Consider the following 16,674-nt stretch of genomic DNA (forward strand, 5'->3'; position numbering starts at 1 on the left):
GCCACCTCCTATGGAGGTGGATTTTTACTTTCAGAATACTTGATTGGCTACATTTTTATACAAAACCACACAGTTACTACACGGCATTTGACGCTATAGTTACAGTTAACAGTAAACTTATCGGCCATAGTTTGTTCTAATCTTAGCTATAACAGCTAAACCACGTCAGGTTTCAGGAGGTCGTAATGCGAAATATACTACTGGCTTGCAGCATAGCTGCACTGGCTGCCGGTGCTGTGCAGGCAGCAGAAGTAAAAGTACAGTGGCAGGAACCGGAAAAATTTACCGACATCCGCCCCGCCAATGATAGCCGTAAAGCATACCGTGAACGGGTAATGAAAAAGTTTGACGGCTTTTTTACTGAGATGGCCGCCAAACTACCGGAGGGTTACAGCTGGCAGGTAACCGTAACAGACATTGATCTGGCCGGTGATATTGATTACTTCGCCGGTGGTGCCGGTAATGCCCTACGGATTGTCAAAGATATCTATTCGCCGGCAATCAAGTTCAGCCATGTGCTGCGCGATAAGCATGGTGAAGAGGTGATCAGTAACGAAGAAAAACTGCGCGATATGGGCTTTATGCATTCATTGCGTTCTGTTGGCGACAATGAAGAGTTCCGCTATGAAAAGCAGATGCTTAGCAGCTGGTTTGATAAGGAGCTTCTGCCCAAGGTAGAGCAATACGCGCTGGCGTTGCCTAAAGTGAGCACTAACTAAGCTAGAGCAAACTGGCTATCTGACGGTAAATATCTAACGCCTCCTGCCGGCTTAACTGGCCGGCAGAGGCCGCGCGGCCAATACTGCTGGACACTCTTACTGATTCACTGCCGCTGTTGTCTGCTGTAACCGCGGCGGTATTGCCGCTTGCGGCAGCAGAAGAAGCATTGAGTAGCGTGGGTTCGCGGCTAACGTTGTTGCTGTCAGCCGCAACTTGTTGGCCAAGCTGCGTAGCGCTGCGATTTACGGCAACCTGCGGGCTTACACTTATCGCTGACATAACTACCTCCAATCATCTTTTAGACTAGTGTAGGCGTCGGTTAGCGTTAGATTATTTTTTGATCAAAATTACCCTGTTATTTTATTTTGTTATAACAGCGCGAAACTCTGCCAGGGTGCTGTGGAGTTGTTTTAACTGCTGCACAACCCGCTGTAGTGTCGCAGTATTAAACTGCTGGCTTTGGCGCATGGCGGCGACTTGTTCAGCTGTTTCGGCCAAGTAAGGCATAAAACGGTTGGCGGATACCTGAAACAGTTTGTTATCGGCAAAAATGCGCTGATGTTTGGCATGGCCTTGCTGCTGCAGGCTATCGAGCAGGGCGTCAGCGTCCAGCGCTTTGCGGTACAGCTCTTTTAAGTTGTCATCAAGTTGGTTAAGTAAGGTATCCATAATACGACTACGCAGTAAAAAGTGGCGTTATTATGCCACAAAGCCACTTTGGCTTCAGCAGACTTAGGCTGGTGCCGGGCCGTTGCAGCATTATTTTTTTTCGCTGAGCATTTCTTTAGCAAACGTTTTGTTATATTATCTCGTTTCTTTATTTTCAGCTGCCAGAGTACGCCAAGTGTTAGCAACAGTAAGAAACGTATTTGATAAAGTAGGTATTACAGTGACGTCGCTTTGCGCCATTCACTGCATTATGCTGCCGATCATTCTGCCGGTTTTGCCGTTACTGGGCCTCAGCGTTGGCCATAATCATGCGTTTGAGCGCGTGATGTTGCTGGTTACTATAGTACTGGGCTTTATTGCGTTGTTTATTGGTTTTCATCGCTATCACCGCAAGCTGTATCCGTTTTATTCATTATTTTTAGGTGTGTTTATCTACTGGCAGCGCGATGTGTGGGGCCATGAATATGAGCATGCGGTGCTGATTGTTGGTGCATCGCTGGTGGTGTTAGCGCATGTGATGAATATGCGTTTGTGTAATAGCTGCAAAAGCTGTCACGATCATTAGGCAGCAAAATATATAAAAAATCCCGCTACGGCGGGATTTTTGCTTTATAGCCTCAGTTTTGCTCTGTTAACCGCTGCCGGCTGCGGGCCGGATAATTACTGAAAATGCCGTCTACGCCGTAGTGTTGCATGCGGGCAATATCATCCTGCTGGTCAACGGTATACACATACACCTTTAAACCCCGCGCCTTAGCATCATCCACAAATGCCTGATTAATAAAACTGACATCGCAGTTGACGGAGTAAGCCTGCAGGGCTTGGGCAAAGGCGGCGTAATCCAGAGGCAGGCTGGCGGTAAGCGCGCCCAGCTTTAGCTCTGGCCTGTGTCGTCTGAGCTCTGCCAGCAGGTGATGGTTAAAAGATGAGATAAGCAGCCGCTGGCTGTCAAACTGGAGCTCTTGCTGTGCTTTATCCAGCAGGGCCAGCAGTGGTGCTACCGTATTGTCGCCTTTAAGCTCTATATTCAGCCATAAGCCTGTTGCTGCCAGCCGCTGCAATATCTGCCACAGCTTAGGAATACGCTCGCCGTGGCCGGCGTCGAGTTGCATCAGTTGCTCTACACTGTATTGATAAATACTGCCGCTGCCATTGGTAGTGCGCGCCAGATGATGATCATGAATAACAATAAGTTCGCCTTGCACGGCGAATACGTCTATTTCTATGGCGTCGGCACCCTGAGCTATAGCCTGCTCAATAGCCAGCAGGGTATTTTCCGGGTAGTCGCCACTGGCACCACGATGAGCAATGATTTGCATGTCAGGTCCTGTTCGTAGGAATTAAAGATAAAACCGGCAGAAGTGAATGCAGAGTATTTTTTTCGGCGACCGTTGCAGGCCAGGATGCTGACAAATTCGCCTGGAGCGAATTTGAACAGCTGCGCTGGTCCGTAGGATAAACTTCATGGATGAAGTTTATAATCGAGCCCCCAAGGATGGGTTCACGGCGTGTTGCAGAAAAAATATACGGCGCATTCACGTTTTCGAAGCGCCGTAGCTGAAGACTAGCTTTAAATTGCTGTATTAGCAAAAGGCGCACCCATGCGGGTAACGCTGCCAGGCTGCTGATCTTCTGGAAATTGCAGCTTGTCCGCCGCAAAGGCCAGTACCACAGTTGACCCCAGCTTGAAGCGGCCCATCTCCGCGCCTTTTTCCAGCGTAATGGCATTTTTGCCGTGCGCCGGGTAGGTCCAGCGGAACACATTTTTACCGGCCGGCGGCGTAACGGTGCCGGCCCAGACAGTCTCAATACTGGCAACGATAGTTGCACCAACCAATACCAGCGCCATCGGGCCCAGTTCCGTGTCAAAAATAGTCACTACGCGCTCGTTACGGGCAAATAAGTCCGGCACGTTTTCTGCGGTTAGCGGGTTTACCGAGAATAAATCGCCCGGCACATAAATCATCTGGCGTAAGGTGCCGCTAACCGGCATATGAATACGGTGATAATCTTTCGGTGCCAGATAAATAGTGGCAAAGTCGCCACCCATAAAAGGCTCTGCGGTAGCCATATCGCCGCCCAGCAGAGCTTGCAACGAATAGTTGTGATTTTTCGCTTGCACCAACTGCCCCTGCACAATGGGGCCAAGCTGGCTGATACAGCCATCTACCGGATGCGCCACTATATCGGCTTCTGTCGCCAAAGGGCGAATGCCGTCTTTTAACGGCCGGGTAAAGAACTCATTAAAACTGGCATAATCTTGCGCCCGTTCAAACTGCGCCTCGGCCATATTAATGCCATAGGCTTTAATAAAGCGGTTAATTAAAAAGTGTGTAAACCAGCCCAATTTTGCGGCGGCTAATTTACCCACCAGGCGTGAAATTAAATGCTTCGGCATCAGGTATTGCAGGGTAATTTTTAAATTATCCATTATGGTCTCGTGAAAGGTTAAAAGTAATTTGGTTTGTCCTGCGCCATGCTGGCGAGGATTTTCAGATAACTGTCGTAACGCTCTGTGCTGACATCGCCGTTCTCAACTGCGTGTTGAATGGCACAGCCCGGATCGGAAATATGCTTACAATCACGGAATTTGCAGCGCCCGAGCCAGGGCGTAAATTCAGTAAAGCCTTGAGTTACTTCTTCCGGCGTTAAATGCCACAAAGCAAACTCGCGGATACCCGGCGAATCAATTAAATCGCCGCCTTCCGGCAGATGGTACAAACGCGATACTGTTGTAGTGTGTTGGCCCAGGCCGGAGTTGCCGGATACTTCCTGTGTGTGCGCTTCAAGCCCCGGCATTAAGTGATTCATCAATGATGACTTGCCCACACCGGACTGGCCGACAAAAATACTGGTACCGCTGTGCAAGTAATCCAGCAGTTGTTGCATGCCAACGCCGCTTTTGGCACTGACAGCTAAAAAGTTATAGCCAAGTTTGCGGTACAACGCCAATTGTTGTTCGGTTTGTGCCAGCTCTGCGCTGCTGAGCAAATCCACTTTGTTAATAACCAGCAAGGGTTTAATGCCGGTCATTTCTGCGGCAACTAAATAGCGGTCGATAATATTCAGCGACAACGCCGGTAATACCGCCGAGACGATAATCATTAAATCAATATTGGCCGCTACCGGCTTTAAGCCGTCGTAGAAATCCGGCCGCAACAGCACGGAACTGCGCTCTTCTACTGCGTCTATTACACCATCGACACCGCCGGTAGGCTGCAGCGAGCGGCGCCAGACTACGCGATCACCGGTAACTAACGACGCCACCGAACGGCGCATATTACAGCGCACAACGGTGCCCTCGCTGTCTTCAACATCGGCGTGTTGGCCAAAACGGCTGAGTATTAACCCGGTTTCGGCTGCAGCGAAGCTGGTGTCATCGACAGATTCGACACCCTTGTTTTTCGGCGCGCGCAAGCGCTTGCCGGCGTTATCGACAATACGTTGCTGTTGGCGCTGAGTGAGATGTTTTTTCTTTGTCACTGCTGCTTTTTTCGCTCTGATATAAAGGATGCTATTACTGCTAAGCTTAGGGCGTGTATGATACCTGTATTCTGTAAATGAACAAAGCAGCAAGCTGCGTAAGGGTTTTTCATGAGCGTAAATGACAACAATTTGATTTGGCTGGATCTGGAAATGACCGGGTTAGAACCCAAGACCGATGTCATTCTGGAAATGGCTACCATAGTAACCGACAGCCAGCTGAATATTCTTGCTGAAGGGCCGGTATTTGCCATTAAGCAACCGGATGCGGTATTGGACAATATGAGCGCCTGGTGTGTCGAGCAACATGGCAAAAGCGGTTTGACGGCGCGTTGCCGCGCAAGTACTACTACGCTGGCAGATGCAGAACAGCAAACCATCGCGTTTTTAAGCCGGTATGTAGCTGCCGGTAAATCGCCGATGTGCGGTAACAGTATCGGTCAGGACCGGCGTTTTCTGGCGGAATATGCGCCAACGCTGGAAGCATTTTTCCATTACCGTAATTTAGATGTCAGCACTGTAAAAGAACTGGCGCGGCGCTGGCACCCGCAGGTGCTGAATAAAGTACAAAAAGCCGGCAGCCATTTGGCACTGGATGATATTCGGGAGTCGATTGCTGAATTAGTAACCTATCGCGAGCATTTTTTTAAATTACCGCAATAAAGTGCTTGCATAAGCTAACTGATTTTGTAAAATGCGCGCCATCACGACGTAACAACGTTAGTTGATGCGAGTATAGCTCAGCTGGTAGAGCGCGACCTTGCCAAGGTCGAGGTCACGAGTTCGAACCTCGTTACTCGCTCCAAATTCGATAAGAAACCGCACCTTGCGCAAGCACAGTGCGGTTTTTTGTTTTCTGCGATATAGTTAATGCATTTTTAACACACTACCGGCCCGCTATGTCTGAGTCTCCCTGTGTGCGCAATTGTTGTTTGGATCAGCAAGACTGTTGCCTGGGTTGCGGTCGCTTGTTGCAGGAAATTATTGAGTGGCACACTGCAGATGTATTGCGGCGTGAGCAAATTTTACACCAGGCTGCACAGCGTATGGCACAACGTGAAGCCAGCGGTGCGGTTATGCGTCCCGCGGTAAGCCTTTTTGAATAATCCGCACCAGCCGCTCTGTACTGCGCGGCAATAACGATTCAGCCTGCCAACTTTTGCGTTTTTGTTGTGCTAACGCCCAGTGAATATGTTCGGCCACCAGCTCGCTGGCGCTATCAAGTTTAGTTGTTAATGCCTGGATAATTTCCACCTGATAAGGCGCATTACCCAAAGCGATGGCAATATTGCGCTGCCAACGCTCAAAACCAATACGGCGGATGGCACTGCCTTCGGTATAGTTTAAAAATTCATGCTGCTGCCAGGCAAATAAACTGAGCAGACTTTGGCTTTGCCATTGTGGCCGGCGTTGAAAATCACCTTCTATACTCAGCGGTGCGTCACGGTTTTCCGGACACACCAGTTGGCAATCATCACAGCCATATATGCGGTTGCCCAGCAGAGGCCTGAACTCTTCCGGTATGGCCCCTTTTAACTCGATGGTCAGATAAGAAATGCAGCGTCTGGCGTCGACAACATAAGGTTCCACGATAGCGCCGGTGGGGCAGCTTGTTATGCAGGCAACACAGCTACCGCAATCACCTTGGTGCGGTGTATCGATGGGCAAAGGCAGGTTAACCAGTAACTCGCCTAAGAAAAACCATGAGCCGGCACTGTTATTGAGTAACAAACTGTGTTTGCCAACCCAACCCAGCCCGGCTTGTTGTGCCAGCGGCCGCTCCATAATGGGTGCAGAATCGGTAAAAGGCCGGTAACCCAGCTCAGCCACCTGTTGATTAATACGCTCGCCTAATTGCTTCAGCCGGCTGCGTATCAGCTTATGGTAGTCGCGGCCCAGTGCATAGCGGCTGATATAGGCTTGTGTCGGGTCGGCCAGGTTGGTAGCAAAACCGGCGCCTTGCGGCAGATAATCCATGCGCACGCTTAATACCCTTAAAGTACCGGGTACCAGCTCTGCCGGGCGGGCGCGCAACATGCCGTGGCTGGCCATATAGTCCATTTCGCCGTGGTAGCCGGCATCCAGCCACTTTTGCAACTGGCGCTCAGCATCCGGCAAGGACACGCCGGTAATACCCAGTTGGGCAAAGCCGAGTTCTTTTGCCCATTGTTTTATCTGCTGCGCTAAAGTGGCGTAATCTATAGTCATGCTGTTGGTAGTTAAGAAATCACAGTGCAATTTAACACATAGTACACTAAGGCGGGTGATGGGCGGGAACCTTGCTGCGTTGCGGGCAGTCATAAACACGGCCGGCAGTTTTACTGGCTCAGCAGATGATTAATTTGTTAACATAGCGCCGGTAATGCCTTGGCAATCGTAAGAGTGGTGGTAAGTGGCGCAAATTCAGTGTGTATTAAAGGATGAGGCGGCAACCTTGTTGTTGGCGCAGCAGTTAGCCCGCCATATCAGCGGTGGCCTGACCATATTTTTACATGGTGAACTTGGCGCCGGTAAAACTACGTTTAGCCGGGGGTTGATTAATAGCCTGGGGCATAAAGGCAACGTAAAGAGCCCGACTTATACTCTGGTAGAACCCTATCAGTTGGCGCAGTTGGTGGTGTACCATTTTGATCTGTATCGCTTGCGCGACAGTGAAGAGCTGGAGTTTATGGGTATCCGCGATTATTTTCGTGCCGATAGTCTTTGTCTGATTGAATGGCCGCAGCGTGGGGCCGGATATTTACCTGTGGCGGATCTCGACATACACTTAATTTTTGAACAGGAGCACCGGCGGGCTGAATTAACAGCCAATACTGCTGCCGGGCACCGCATATTAAAAGCTGTAGCGGATGATGAAAAATAATTATTACAAAATCAAAAGCTGGTTGCTGCTGAGTCTGACGCTGCTCAGCTTTAGTACTGTAGCCGCGAACCAGGTGCAAAGTGTGCGCGTATGGCCATCCCCTGACAACACCCGGGTAGTGTTTGATATGTCAGCAGCACCTGAGCACAAGAGTTTTAGTTTGGATAAGCCTGACCGGCTGGTGATTGACTTAAGCAATATTAAAGGCGGCAGCAGTTTGCCGGAGATATCCGGCGAGTCCGCGTTAATTAAAGCCATTCGCAGCAGTGGCGATGCTAACAGTATGCGTATTGTGCTGGACTTAGCCAAGCAAAGTAATGCCAACGTGTTCACCTTACCGCCAACACCGCCTTACGGTCATCGTTTAGTGGTCGATTTACCTGACAATCAGCCGGTGCAAAATTTACCGCCGCCGGCCATCAGAGCTGCGCGCGATATTGTTATTGCCATTGATGCCGGCCATGGTGGTGAGGACCCGGGCTCGATTGGGCCAAGTGGTTTTTACGAAAAGAACATTACCTTGCCCATCGCTAAACAACTGGCGCAGTTAATTAACAACCAGCCCGGCATGAAAGCTATGATGGTGCGCACCAACGATTACTATATTCATGTTAACCGCCGTACCGAGATTGCACGCGGCCAACAGGCCGATTTATTAGTATCGATCCATGCTGATGCTTTTACCACGCCACAACCACGTGGTGCTTCGGTGTGGGTGCTATCGCTGCGGCGTGCGACATCAGAAGTGGGCCGTATGCTGGAGCAAACCGAACGCCATTCTGAATTATTGGGTGGTGTCGCGGAAATTATTAAAGACTCAGCTAACGAGCGTTATCTGGCACAAACGGTGCTGGATTTGTCGATGAACCATTCGATGATCACCGCATACCAGGCCGCAAATGAAGTCTTGCAGGAGCTGGGTAAGGTGGCTTATCTGCATAAAAAAGAACCCCAGGCTGCCAGTTTAGGTGTGTTGAAAGCGCCGGACATTCCGTCTATTTTGGTCGAAGTCGGTTTTATTTCCAACCCGAAAGAGGAGCGGCAGTTACGCTCGTCTGCTTATCAAACCAAATTAGCGCAATCATTGTTTACGGCGTTAAAACGTCATTACGAAAAATCGGCTCCGGCAGACTCGCTGTTTGCTCAGCAACGGGCCCGTGAGCACAAAGTCAGCGCCGGTGAATCGCTGTCGCTACTGGCACAGCGTTATAACGTTTCTGTGGATGATTTACGCAATATTAATCAATTGGCTAACGACAGCATTCGTGTCGGTCAAACGCTGCGGATCCCTTAATTATGCCTATCCGTATTTTGCCGCCGCAGCTGGCTAACCAGATTGCGGCCGGTGAGGTGGTTGAACGTCCCGCTTCCGTTGTTAAAGAGCTGGTAGAAAACAGCCTGGATGCCGGGGCCGGCCATATTGAAATTGATATTGAAAAAGGTGGCAGCAAGCTGATCCGCGTGCGTGACAATGGTAGCGGTATTGCAGAGCAAGAGCTGGTATTAGCGCTGAGCCGGCACGCCACCAGTAAAATTACCGATCTGGACGATCTGGAAGCTATTAACAGCCTGGGTTTTCGCGGTGAGGCTCTGGCCAGTATCAGCTCGGTATCACGTCTTACGTTAACATCAAAAACTGCAGAACAAAGTGCCGCCTGGCAGGCCAGTGCTGCCGGCAGAGAGATGCAGGTGGACGTGCGTCCGGCAGCGCACCCGGTGGGCACCAGTATTGAAGTGCTGGATTTATTCTTTAACACCCCGGCCAGACGCAAGTTTATGCGCACCGATAAAACCGAATTTGGCCATATTGACGAGCTGGTAAAACGCTTAGCGCTTAGCCGCTATGATGTCAGTTGGCAGCTAACACATAACGGCCAGAGTGTGCGACGCTTAAAAGCAGCGGTTACTGATGAGCAACGGCAAAAACGGGTCGCCATGCTGTGTGGCCGCGCTTTTGCCGGGCAGGCAGCCTTTATTGAAAACCGCTACGGTGATGTGCGGATTTGGGGCTGGATAGTGCAACCGCAAGCCTGCTCAGCGCAGCTGCAATGCCAGTACAGCTATGTAAATGGTCGTATGATGCGCGACAAGTTGTTAAATCATGCTATTCGTCAGGCCTACGGTGATAGTCTGGGCCCAGAGCAACAGCCGGCTTTTGTGCTGTATCTGGAGCTGGATCCCCGTCAGGTAGACGTCAATGTGCACCCGGCCAAGCACGAAGTACGCTTTCATCAGGCGCGGTTAATTCATGATTTTGTGGTATCGGCACTGGCAGATGCCCTGGCGCAGCTAAGGCCTGTTGCCGTTGCAGCCGCGGCGGTATCTTCCGGCTATGCTGAAGACCATGTGCGGGAAGCCGCAGGTGGAGGATACCGTGCGCACGGCGGCTATCAGGCACATCAGCCGGCAGCTGCGCGGGTAAACCGCGAGCTGTCATACTGGCAGCACAGCAACAACGCCGGACAGACTGATACCGCCGCGCAAAAACAAATTGCGGCAACGACAGCTGATACCCGGCTGGCAAAACCACTGATTGCCCGCAACCGTTATTTATTGCAGCAGCATGGTGATGATATTGTGTTGACTGACCTTGCCGCTTCAATGGCTGCTTATTGTGCGGCGCAGCATATTTCGCCGGTGCCGTTATTATTACCGCAACGGCTGAAACTCGACCGTGAGCAAACATTAGTATTAACGCAGCAGGCCGGCATGTTTAGTGCCGCCGGTTTTGATATGGTACTGACCGACGATACCTTAATTGTCCGCGCTGTGCCCGACTGGCTGCGCCATACCACATTAAGCCATTGGTTACCGTTATGGTTAACGCAGCTGGCACAGTCGCCGCACGACAATCCGTTGTTTTGTTTGTTGTCTATGCTACTGAATGCAAACGGGCTGGATGCTGCACGTTTGTTAGAATCTTGCCCGCAATTAACCGCAGATGCTCACAGAGTATCTGTGCCACTGCAGTTAGATGCCAGCATAGCGTTTTTGCAGGAACAAATCGCATGAGCCACAACTCAACCGGGGTAATTTTCCTGATGGGGCCTACTGCCGCCGGTAAGACTGCGCTGGCAACAGAACTGTATCAGCGGCTGCCGGCAGAATTAGTCAGTGTCGACAGTGCGCTTATTTACCGAGGTATGGATATCGGCACTGCCAAACCAACGGCTGAAGAATTGCAACTGGCGCCGCATCACCTGATTGATATTCGCGACCCTGCACAAAGCTATTCTGCGGCAGACTTCCGCGCAGATGCGTTGCATTTAATTGCTCAAATTCAACATCGTGGTAACATTCCCATCCTGGTTGGTGGTACAATGCTGTACTTCAAAGCGCTGCTTGAAGGTATATCACCGCTGCCGCAAGCGGATCCTGCTGTGCGTCAGCAGTTGGAACGGGAAGCGGCAGAAAAAGGCTGGCCGGCGTTACATGCCGAACTGGCGATAGTTGACCCGGTTTCGGCGCAGCGGATCCACCCGAATGATCCACAACGTATTAACCGTGCATTAGAAGTATTCCGTATTACCGGACGCAATTTAACGCAACTTACAGCAGAAAAAGGGGAACCTTTTGGCTTTCCGGTGCACCAATTTGCTGTTGCACCGGAAGATCGCGCAGTGCTGCACCAACGTATAGCGTTAAGATATGAGCAAATGTTGGCGGCGGGGTTTGAGCAAGAAGTTGTCAAACTGAAGCAACGGACAGATTTGCATGCTGATTTACCCGCCATGCGCTGCGTGGGCTATCGCCAGATGTGGCAGTATCTGGACGGTGAATGCAGTTATGCTGAGATGACAATGCGTGGCATAGCGGCAACCAGGCAATTGGCAAAACGTCAGCTTACCTGGTTAAGAAGTTGGCATGATTTGAACTGGCTAAAAAGTGATGCGCCAATGTCGGAAAACTTGCAAGCCGTTTTATCTTCGCTAAGCTAAACAAGATGGATAAAAAAGACGTTTTAACAACTTGAAATAAAAAAAATAATACCAATATAAGTCGGACTAATAAAAAAAGGAAAGCGGCACATGGCAAAGGGCCAATCTTTACAAGACCCATTTTTAAACACCTTGAGACGGGAACGTATTCCGGTATCAATTTATTTGGTGAACGGCATTAAACTTCAGGGTCAAATCGAGTCTTTTGATCAGTTTGTGATACTGCTGAAAAACACTGTGAGCCAGATGGTATATAAACATGCCATTTCCACAGTAGTACCGGCACGGGCTGTCAACACTATGGTGGCTCAAAGCAATGGTCAAAGTGACGAAGACGACACGGAATAACAGCAGGGGTTTCCCGCTTGTCTGACATTAGCGCGTTACCGGAACAAGCGATCCTTGTCCATGTGAACTTCTCGCAACAGCATACCAGCGAAGATTTAGCTGAGCTTAAGCTATTGGTGTCGTCGGCTGGTGTTAACAGTATTGATGTGGTTAGCACCAATCGCAGCGCCCCTGATGCAAAGTTCTTTGTCGGTTCAGGCAAAGCGCAGGATATTGCTGATTTGGTAGAACAGCATCAGGCCTCAGTGGTTATTTTCAACCATGCGTTAAGCCCGGCACAAACCCGTAATTTGGAGCGTTTGTGCCTGACGCGTGTCATCGATCGTACCACGCTTATTCTGGATATTTTTGCGCAGCGCGCCCGTACTTTTGAGGGCAAGCTGCAGGTAGAGTTGGCTCAGCTAAAGCATTTAGCCTCGCGTCTGGTGCGTGGCTGGGACAGTCTTGACCGGCAAAAAGGTGGTATAGGTTTACGCGGGCCCGGCGAAACTCAGTTGGAAACAGACCGGCGCTTGTTACGCGAGCGGGTAAAGGCATTACAACTACGACTGAATAAACTGGAGCGGCAGCGTGAGCAGGGCCGTCGGGCACGACAACGTTCTGCTGTGCCGGTGGTGTCGGTGGTGGGTTATACCAATGCCGGTAAATCGACTTTGTTCAACCGTGTTACCCACGCGGATGTCTACGCTGCAGATCAATTGTTTGCCACGCTTGACCCCACCTTACGTAAGTTAAAGCTCAAAGGCGTTGGCGAGATAGTATTGGCCGATACCGTGGGCTTTATCCGCCATTTGCCGCATGACCTGGTAGCAGCATTTAAATCTACTTTGCAGGAAACCCGCGAAGCAGACTTACAGTTGCATGTTGTTGATGTTGCTGATCCGCGCAAAGACGACAACATGCAGCAAGTGGCTGCCGTGTTGCAGGAAATTGAAGCAGATCAGATACCGCGATTGGTGGTGTACAATAAAATTGACCTGCTTGAGCAACAGCCACGTATTGAATACAACGAATTTAATCAGCCGGTAGCAGTATATTTATCTGCGGTAACCGGTGCCGGTATTGAACTGCTGACGCAGGCCATAGCGCAGTTGTTATCAGAGCGTTATATCGATATCACTTTGGCCCTGCCGCCTGACAAGGGGGCATGGCGTGCCCGTTTTCATCAACAGCATTGCATAATGCAAGAGCAGTTTGATACTGACGGCTATTGCCAACTTACACTCAGACTGAGTGAGTCAGTTTGGCAACGCTGCGTAAAGCAATCGCAGGGGGCATTGGAAAACTATGTCGTCAGCGCAGCGGTTATTTGATACATTAACCCTTATTTTGCAACTTAAACTGGAGTAGAGCATGGCTTGGAATGAGCCGGGCAACAACGGCAAGAATAACGACCCCTGGAAACAGGGTGGTCGTGATCAAGGCCCGCCCGATTTAGATGAAGTGTTTCGTAACTTAGGCAAAAAGTTCGGCGGCATTTTCGGTGGAGGCAAATCTTCAGGCGGTAGCAGTAATGGTGGTGCTTCAGCGGCACTGATATTGGTACTGATTGTGGCAGCTTTGGTATGGGCGTTTAGTGGCTTTTATACCATTAAAGAATCTGAGCGTGGTGTCGTGCTGCGTTTCGGCCAGTATCTCGATGAAGTTGGCCCCGGCATTCACTGGAAACCTACTTTTATCGATACTGTGCTGCCGGTAGATGTTACCAGTGTGCGTTCTTTGCGCAGCGACGGTTTTATGCTGACGCAAGATCAAAATCTGGTGCGGGTCACTTTTGAAATTCAGTACAAAGTATCAGATGCCAGATTGTATAAATTCTCGGTTGTCGATGCCGACAGCAGCTTGCATCAGGCAACAGATGCGGCACTGCGTTATGTTATCGGCCACTCCATTATGGATGACGTACTAACCCGCGGCCGTGAAGTGGTGCGGCAAAACACCCGCCAGGAACTGGAAGGCATTATCGAGCCCTACAAGATGGGTATTGTGCTGGTAGATGTTAACTTCCGCGATGCGCGGCCACCGGAAGAAGTGCGTGACGCTTTTGACGATGCCATTAAAGCACAGGAAGACCAGGAGCGGTTTATCCAGGAAGCTCAGGCTTACGCCCGTGAAATTGAGCCGCGTGCCCGTGGCCAGGTTAACCGCGTGATGCAGGAAGCCGAAGCGTATAAGCAGCAAATTGTGTTAAAGGCACAAGGTGAAGTAGCCCGCTTTGAAAAACTGTTACCAGAGTATCTGGCTGCACCTAAGGTAACCCGCGACCGTATGTATCTGGAAACTATGGAGCAGGTATACAGCAATACCTCCAAAGTGCTGGTTGACGTTAAAAATGGTAATAACATTATGTATTTACCATTAGACAAGATGTTAAATCAGGGCAGTAGCGGTACCGCACAGTCATCAGGTGCTATGCCATTAATTCCGTCGCGCAGCACTACGGACAGCAGCAGTCAAAATCGTACTGACAGTTCTCGCGGCAGTTCTACACGCAGTGGCAGGGGGTAAGTGATGAAGAATTTTACAGTTGCCATTATTGTTGTTATTGGTTTTATTTTTTTGTCAGCGTTGTTTGTCGTGCCGGAAGGCCAGCGTGGCATAGTGATTCAATTTGGTAAAATTCAGCGTGATGCTGAGCAAAATGTCGTGGTGTATCAGCCGGGTTTGCATTTTAAGTTGCCGCTAATTGAAACCGTACGCAAGCTGGATGCCAGGGTGCAAACGCTTGATGATTCACAGGACCGTTTTGTTACCGCAGAGAAAAAAGACTTGCTGGTGGACAGTTATGTGAAATGGCGTATTAATGATTTTGGCGCTTACTTTTTGGCTACCGGCGGTAATACCAGCAGAGCAGAAGACTTGTTAAAGCAATATATTAACAACGGCCTGCGTACTGAGTTTGGTGCTCGCACCATTCAGGAAATTGTCTCAGGTGAGCGTACGCAGTTAATGCAGAGTGCGTTACAGCAAGCCGGTCAGGCTTCGAAAGAGCTGGGTATTGCAGTGGTAGATGTGCGGGTTAAGCAAATTAACCTGCCACAAGAAGTCAGCAGCTCAATTTTTGCCAGGATGGAAGCTGAGCGTCATGCTGTAGCGCGTGAACACCGCTCTAAAGGTATGGAAGAAGCTGAAATTATCCGTGCAGACGTAGACGCCCGGGTTACCGTAATGGTGGCAGATGCTGAGCGTAATTCACGTAGTGTGCGCGGTGAAGGTGATGCCTTAGCCGCTAATGTGTATGCCGAAACCTTTAATAAAAACGCTGAGTTTTACTCTTTTATCCGCAGCCTTGAAGCTTATAAAAACAGCTTTAACAGCAAGGATGATGTGTTAGTAGTACAGCCGGACAATGATTTTTTTAAATATATGAAGTCAGACAAGGTGCAAAACTAACAACTACAGTGTTTAAAAAAGGCCCGTAAGGGCCTTTTTTGTCTGTAACGGCCGAACGGGGGAGCCATGTATCAGCAGTTTTATCAGCGTTTCTTGCAAGCTAATCAGGGCAAGCAGCATTTCGCCTGCCACTCGCATCATTATTGGCCGGATGTCAGTCGTGATGCCATGTTGGAATACTGGGACGATACCGCGCGCCTGGTCGATGACAAATGGCGCTATATTTTCGGTGAAAAAGTACCGCAAACTCAGCAGCTAATCGCAGACATTTTACAGTTGCCACAGCCGGAACAAATTGTGTTTGCACCGAACACTCACGAGCTGGTGATGCGCCTACTCAGCTGCTTTGACCTGCGCCAACCGCTGCGTATTTTGACAACCGACAGTGAGTTTTACAGTTTTTCGCGCCAGGTAAAACGCTTGGCCGAGTACGATAATGTTCAGCTGGATATTATTGCCAGCGAACCTTTTGCCAGTTTTGAACAGCGTTTTGCCGACGCTGCGGCAGCACATCATTATCAGCTGATTTTCTGTAGCCAGGTGTTTTTTAATTCAGGTGTCGCAATTCGTGATTTAACCGGTTTTGTGCAACAAATTGCTGCCGTCAGTGATGCGATGATCGTAATCGACGGCTATCATGGCTTTATGGCGTTACCAACCGATTTATCGGCTATTGCTGAGCGCATTTTTTATCTGGCCGGCAGTTATAAATATGCCCAGGGTGGTGAAGGCTGCTGCTTTATGGCAGTGCCGTTAGGCAGCACAGAGCGGCCGCTGTACACCGGCTGGTTTGCTGAGTTCGGTACTTTGGCGGCAGAGAAGTCAGCTACTGTATTGTACAGTGAAGACGGTTATCGCTTTGCCGGTGCCACCATGGATTTTTCTGCTTTATATCGTTTAAATGCGGTGCTGAGATTATTCAAACAACAAGGCATCAGTGTCGGACGCATCCATCAGTATGTGCAGCAGTTGCAGCAGGTATTTTTGCAAAAGCTGGCCTCAGTGCAACATGCTGACTTGCATGCCGGCAATCTGCTGCTGCAAGACTTCAGTTGCCATGGCCACTTTCTGACGTTCCGACCAGGCAATGCAGCAGAAGTGGCAGAGCTGGCGGCTTTTTTGAAACGTGCCGGTATCGAAACAGACTATCGGGCAGACCGTTTACGTTTTGGCTTTGCGTTATACCACAACAGCGCAGAATATGATCTAACTTGTTTAGCTTGATATATTGTTTAACTGGTTGATTAAAAACCACTAAAT

The 16,674-nt window shown here is 49.8% G+C and carries 19 protein-coding genes and 1 tRNA gene; 14 read left to right on the plus strand and 6 right to left on the minus strand.

The features are described 5' to 3' along the window. Positions 1 to 185: 185 nt before the first annotated feature. Positions 186 to 719, plus strand: a complete 534-nt coding sequence (locus HRH59_RS17260; protein WP_173502522.1) for a DUF3016 domain-containing protein — start codon at positions 186 to 188, stop codon at positions 717 to 719. A gap of 1 nt (position 720) precedes the next feature. Here the strand turns inward: HRH59_RS17260 and HRH59_RS17265 are convergent, their stop codons facing one another. Together HRH59_RS17265 and HRH59_RS17270 are read right to left on the minus strand one after the other, a co-directional pair. Next, positions 721 to 999, minus strand: a complete 279-nt coding sequence (locus HRH59_RS17265; protein ID WP_173502523.1) for a hypothetical protein — start codon at positions 997 to 999, stop codon at positions 721 to 723. Between the two features lie 81 nt (positions 1,000 to 1,080). Beyond that, positions 1,081 to 1,389 (minus strand): primosomal replication protein PriC, encoded by a 309-nt coding sequence (locus HRH59_RS17270; RefSeq protein ID WP_173502524.1) that lies wholly within the window; start codon positions 1,387 to 1,389, stop codon positions 1,081 to 1,083. Positions 1,390 to 1,564: 175 nt separating this feature from the next. On the opposite strand from HRH59_RS17270, the gene HRH59_RS17275 reads away from it, so the two are divergent. Then, positions 1,565 to 1,954 carry a MerC domain-containing protein gene (locus HRH59_RS17275; RefSeq protein WP_068228461.1) on the plus strand — a complete coding sequence of 130 codons (390 nt, stop codon included), beginning with the start codon at positions 1,565 to 1,567 and terminating at the stop codon, positions 1,952 to 1,954. Between the two features lie 52 nt (positions 1,955 to 2,006). Here HRH59_RS17275 and HRH59_RS17280 read toward each other — a convergent pair whose 3' ends face one another. The 3 genes from HRH59_RS17280 to rsgA all read right to left on the minus strand — a co-directional run bounded on the left by HRH59_RS17280 (position 2,007) and on the right by rsgA (position 4,872). After that, the gene (locus HRH59_RS17280; protein WP_173502525.1) at positions 2,007 to 2,708 is read right to left on the minus strand and encodes a glycerophosphodiester phosphodiesterase; all 702 of its coding nucleotides are present in this window, start codon (positions 2,706 to 2,708) and stop codon (positions 2,007 to 2,009) included. 251 nt (positions 2,709 to 2,959) lie between these two features. After that, positions 2,960 to 3,820 carry an archaetidylserine decarboxylase gene (gene asd / locus HRH59_RS17285; RefSeq protein WP_173502526.1) on the minus strand — a complete coding sequence of 287 codons (861 nt, stop codon included), beginning with the start codon at positions 3,818 to 3,820 and terminating at the stop codon, positions 2,960 to 2,962. A 17-nt stretch (positions 3,821 to 3,837) separates the two neighbouring features. Continuing rightward, positions 3,838 to 4,872, minus strand: a complete 1,035-nt coding sequence (gene rsgA, locus HRH59_RS17290; RefSeq protein WP_173502527.1) for a small ribosomal subunit biogenesis GTPase RsgA — start codon at positions 4,870 to 4,872, stop codon at positions 3,838 to 3,840. Between the two features lie 111 nt (positions 4,873 to 4,983). Between rsgA and orn the strand changes: the two genes are divergently transcribed. The 3 genes from orn (at position 4,984) to HRH59_RS17305 (ending at position 5,978) form a co-directional block, all read left to right on the plus strand. Then, positions 4,984 to 5,535: an oligoribonuclease gene (orn, locus tag HRH59_RS17295; protein WP_173502528.1), complete on the plus strand. Its 552-nt coding sequence runs from the start codon at positions 4,984 to 4,986 to the stop codon at positions 5,533 to 5,535. 66 nt (positions 5,536 to 5,601) lie between these two features. Next, positions 5,602 to 5,677, plus strand: a tRNA-Gly gene (locus HRH59_RS17300). A 94-nt stretch (positions 5,678 to 5,771) separates the two neighbouring features. Then, entirely contained in the window at positions 5,772 to 5,978 is a 207-nt protein-coding gene (locus HRH59_RS17305) for a DUF1289 domain-containing protein (RefSeq protein WP_173502529.1), read from the plus strand. Here the strand turns inward: HRH59_RS17305 and queG are convergent. Further along, positions 5,947 to 7,080, minus strand: coding sequence for a tRNA epoxyqueuosine(34) reductase QueG (queG, locus tag HRH59_RS17310; protein WP_173502555.1), 1,134 nt, complete (start codon positions 7,078 to 7,080; stop codon positions 5,947 to 5,949). The two genes, HRH59_RS17305 and queG, sit on opposite strands and share 32 nt — an antisense overlap. 184 nt (positions 7,081 to 7,264) lie before the next feature. Between queG and tsaE the strand changes: the two genes are divergently transcribed. The 9 genes from tsaE to HRH59_RS17355 all read left to right on the plus strand — a co-directional run bounded on the left by tsaE (position 7,265) and on the right by HRH59_RS17355 (position 16,638). Next, entirely contained in the window at positions 7,265 to 7,735 is a 471-nt protein-coding gene (tsaE, locus tag HRH59_RS17315; protein ID WP_173502530.1) for a tRNA (adenosine(37)-N6)-threonylcarbamoyltransferase complex ATPase subunit type 1 TsaE, read from the plus strand. Continuing rightward, positions 7,722 to 9,029: an N-acetylmuramoyl-L-alanine amidase gene (locus HRH59_RS17320; RefSeq protein WP_231702552.1), complete on the plus strand. Its 1,308-nt coding sequence runs from the start codon at positions 7,722 to 7,724 to the stop codon at positions 9,027 to 9,029. The genes tsaE and HRH59_RS17320 overlap by 14 nt, the downstream gene beginning before the upstream one ends. Before the next feature lie 2 nt (positions 9,030 to 9,031). Then, positions 9,032 to 10,747: a DNA mismatch repair endonuclease MutL gene (gene mutL, locus HRH59_RS17325; protein ID WP_173502531.1), complete on the plus strand. Its 1,716-nt coding sequence runs from the start codon at positions 9,032 to 9,034 to the stop codon at positions 10,745 to 10,747. Then, the gene (gene miaA / locus HRH59_RS17330) at positions 10,744 to 11,673 is read left to right on the plus strand and encodes a tRNA (adenosine(37)-N6)-dimethylallyltransferase MiaA (protein ID WP_173502532.1); all 930 of its coding nucleotides are present in this window, start codon (positions 10,744 to 10,746) and stop codon (positions 11,671 to 11,673) included. The genes mutL and miaA overlap by 4 nt, the downstream gene beginning before the upstream one ends. A 90-nt stretch (positions 11,674 to 11,763) precedes the next feature. After that, the gene (hfq, locus tag HRH59_RS17335; RefSeq protein WP_173502533.1) at positions 11,764 to 12,021 is read left to right on the plus strand and encodes an RNA chaperone Hfq; all 258 of its coding nucleotides are present in this window, start codon (positions 11,764 to 11,766) and stop codon (positions 12,019 to 12,021) included. Between the two features lie 17 nt (positions 12,022 to 12,038). After that, entirely contained in the window at positions 12,039 to 13,334 is a 1,296-nt protein-coding gene (hflX, locus tag HRH59_RS17340) for a ribosome rescue GTPase HflX (RefSeq protein WP_173502534.1), read from the plus strand. A 40-nt stretch (positions 13,335 to 13,374) separates the two neighbouring features. Then, a complete protein-coding gene (hflK, locus tag HRH59_RS17345) occupies positions 13,375 to 14,529 on the plus strand; it encodes an FtsH protease activity modulator HflK (RefSeq protein WP_173502535.1) in 1,155 nt (384 codons plus the stop codon). 3 nt (positions 14,530 to 14,532) lie between these two features. Then, positions 14,533 to 15,414, plus strand: coding sequence for a protease modulator HflC (gene hflC / locus HRH59_RS17350; RefSeq protein WP_173502536.1), 882 nt, complete (start codon positions 14,533 to 14,535; stop codon positions 15,412 to 15,414). Between the two features lie 66 nt (positions 15,415 to 15,480). Continuing rightward, a complete protein-coding gene (locus tag HRH59_RS17355; RefSeq protein ID WP_173502537.1) occupies positions 15,481 to 16,638 on the plus strand; it encodes an aminotransferase class V-fold PLP-dependent enzyme in 1,158 nt (385 codons plus the stop codon). The last annotated feature ends 36 nt before the right edge of the window (positions 16,639 to 16,674 follow it).

Source organism: Rheinheimera lutimaris, assembly GCF_013283795.1.
Lineage (GTDB): Bacteria > Pseudomonadota > Gammaproteobacteria > Enterobacterales > Alteromonadaceae > Alishewanella > Alishewanella lutimaris.

Coding starts and splice junctions, on each gene's coding strand:
- HRH59_RS17355 (WP_173502537.1), top strand. CDS start 15,481: ATGTATCAGCAGTTTTATCAGCGTTTCTTGCAAGCTAATCAGGGCAAG.
- hfq (WP_173502533.1), top strand. CDS start 11,764: ATGGCAAAGGGCCAATCTTTACAAGACCCATTTTTAAACACCTTGAGA.
- HRH59_RS17305 (WP_173502529.1), top strand. CDS start 5,772: ATGTCTGAGTCTCCCTGTGTGCGCAATTGTTGTTTGGATCAGCAAGAC.
- hflC (WP_173502536.1), top strand. CDS start 14,533: ATGAAGAATTTTACAGTTGCCATTATTGTTGTTATTGGTTTTATTTTT.
- HRH59_RS17280 (WP_173502525.1), bottom strand. CDS start 2,708: ATGCAAATCATTGCTCATCGTGGTGCCAGTGGCGACTACCCGGAAAAT.
- mutL (WP_173502531.1), top strand. CDS start 9,032: ATGCCTATCCGTATTTTGCCGCCGCAGCTGGCTAACCAGATTGCGGCC.
- asd (WP_173502526.1), bottom strand. CDS start 3,820: ATGGATAATTTAAAAATTACCCTGCAATACCTGATGCCGAAGCATTTA.
- hflK (WP_173502535.1), top strand. CDS start 13,375: ATGGCTTGGAATGAGCCGGGCAACAACGGCAAGAATAACGACCCCTGG.
- queG (WP_173502555.1), bottom strand. CDS start 7,080: ATGACTATAGATTACGCCACTTTAGCGCAGCAGATAAAACAATGGGCA.
- HRH59_RS17320 (WP_231702552.1), top strand. CDS start 7,722: ATGATGAAAAATAATTATTACAAAATCAAAAGCTGGTTGCTGCTGAGT.
- HRH59_RS17270 (WP_173502524.1), bottom strand. CDS start 1,389: ATGGATACCTTACTTAACCAACTTGATGACAACTTAAAAGAGCTGTAC.
- HRH59_RS17265 (WP_173502523.1), bottom strand. CDS start 999: ATGTCAGCGATAAGTGTAAGCCCGCAGGTTGCCGTAAATCGCAGCGCT.
- miaA (WP_173502532.1), top strand. CDS start 10,744: ATGAGCCACAACTCAACCGGGGTAATTTTCCTGATGGGGCCTACTGCC.
- HRH59_RS17260 (WP_173502522.1), top strand. CDS start 186: ATGCGAAATATACTACTGGCTTGCAGCATAGCTGCACTGGCTGCCGGT.
- orn (WP_173502528.1), top strand. CDS start 4,984: ATGAGCGTAAATGACAACAATTTGATTTGGCTGGATCTGGAAATGACC.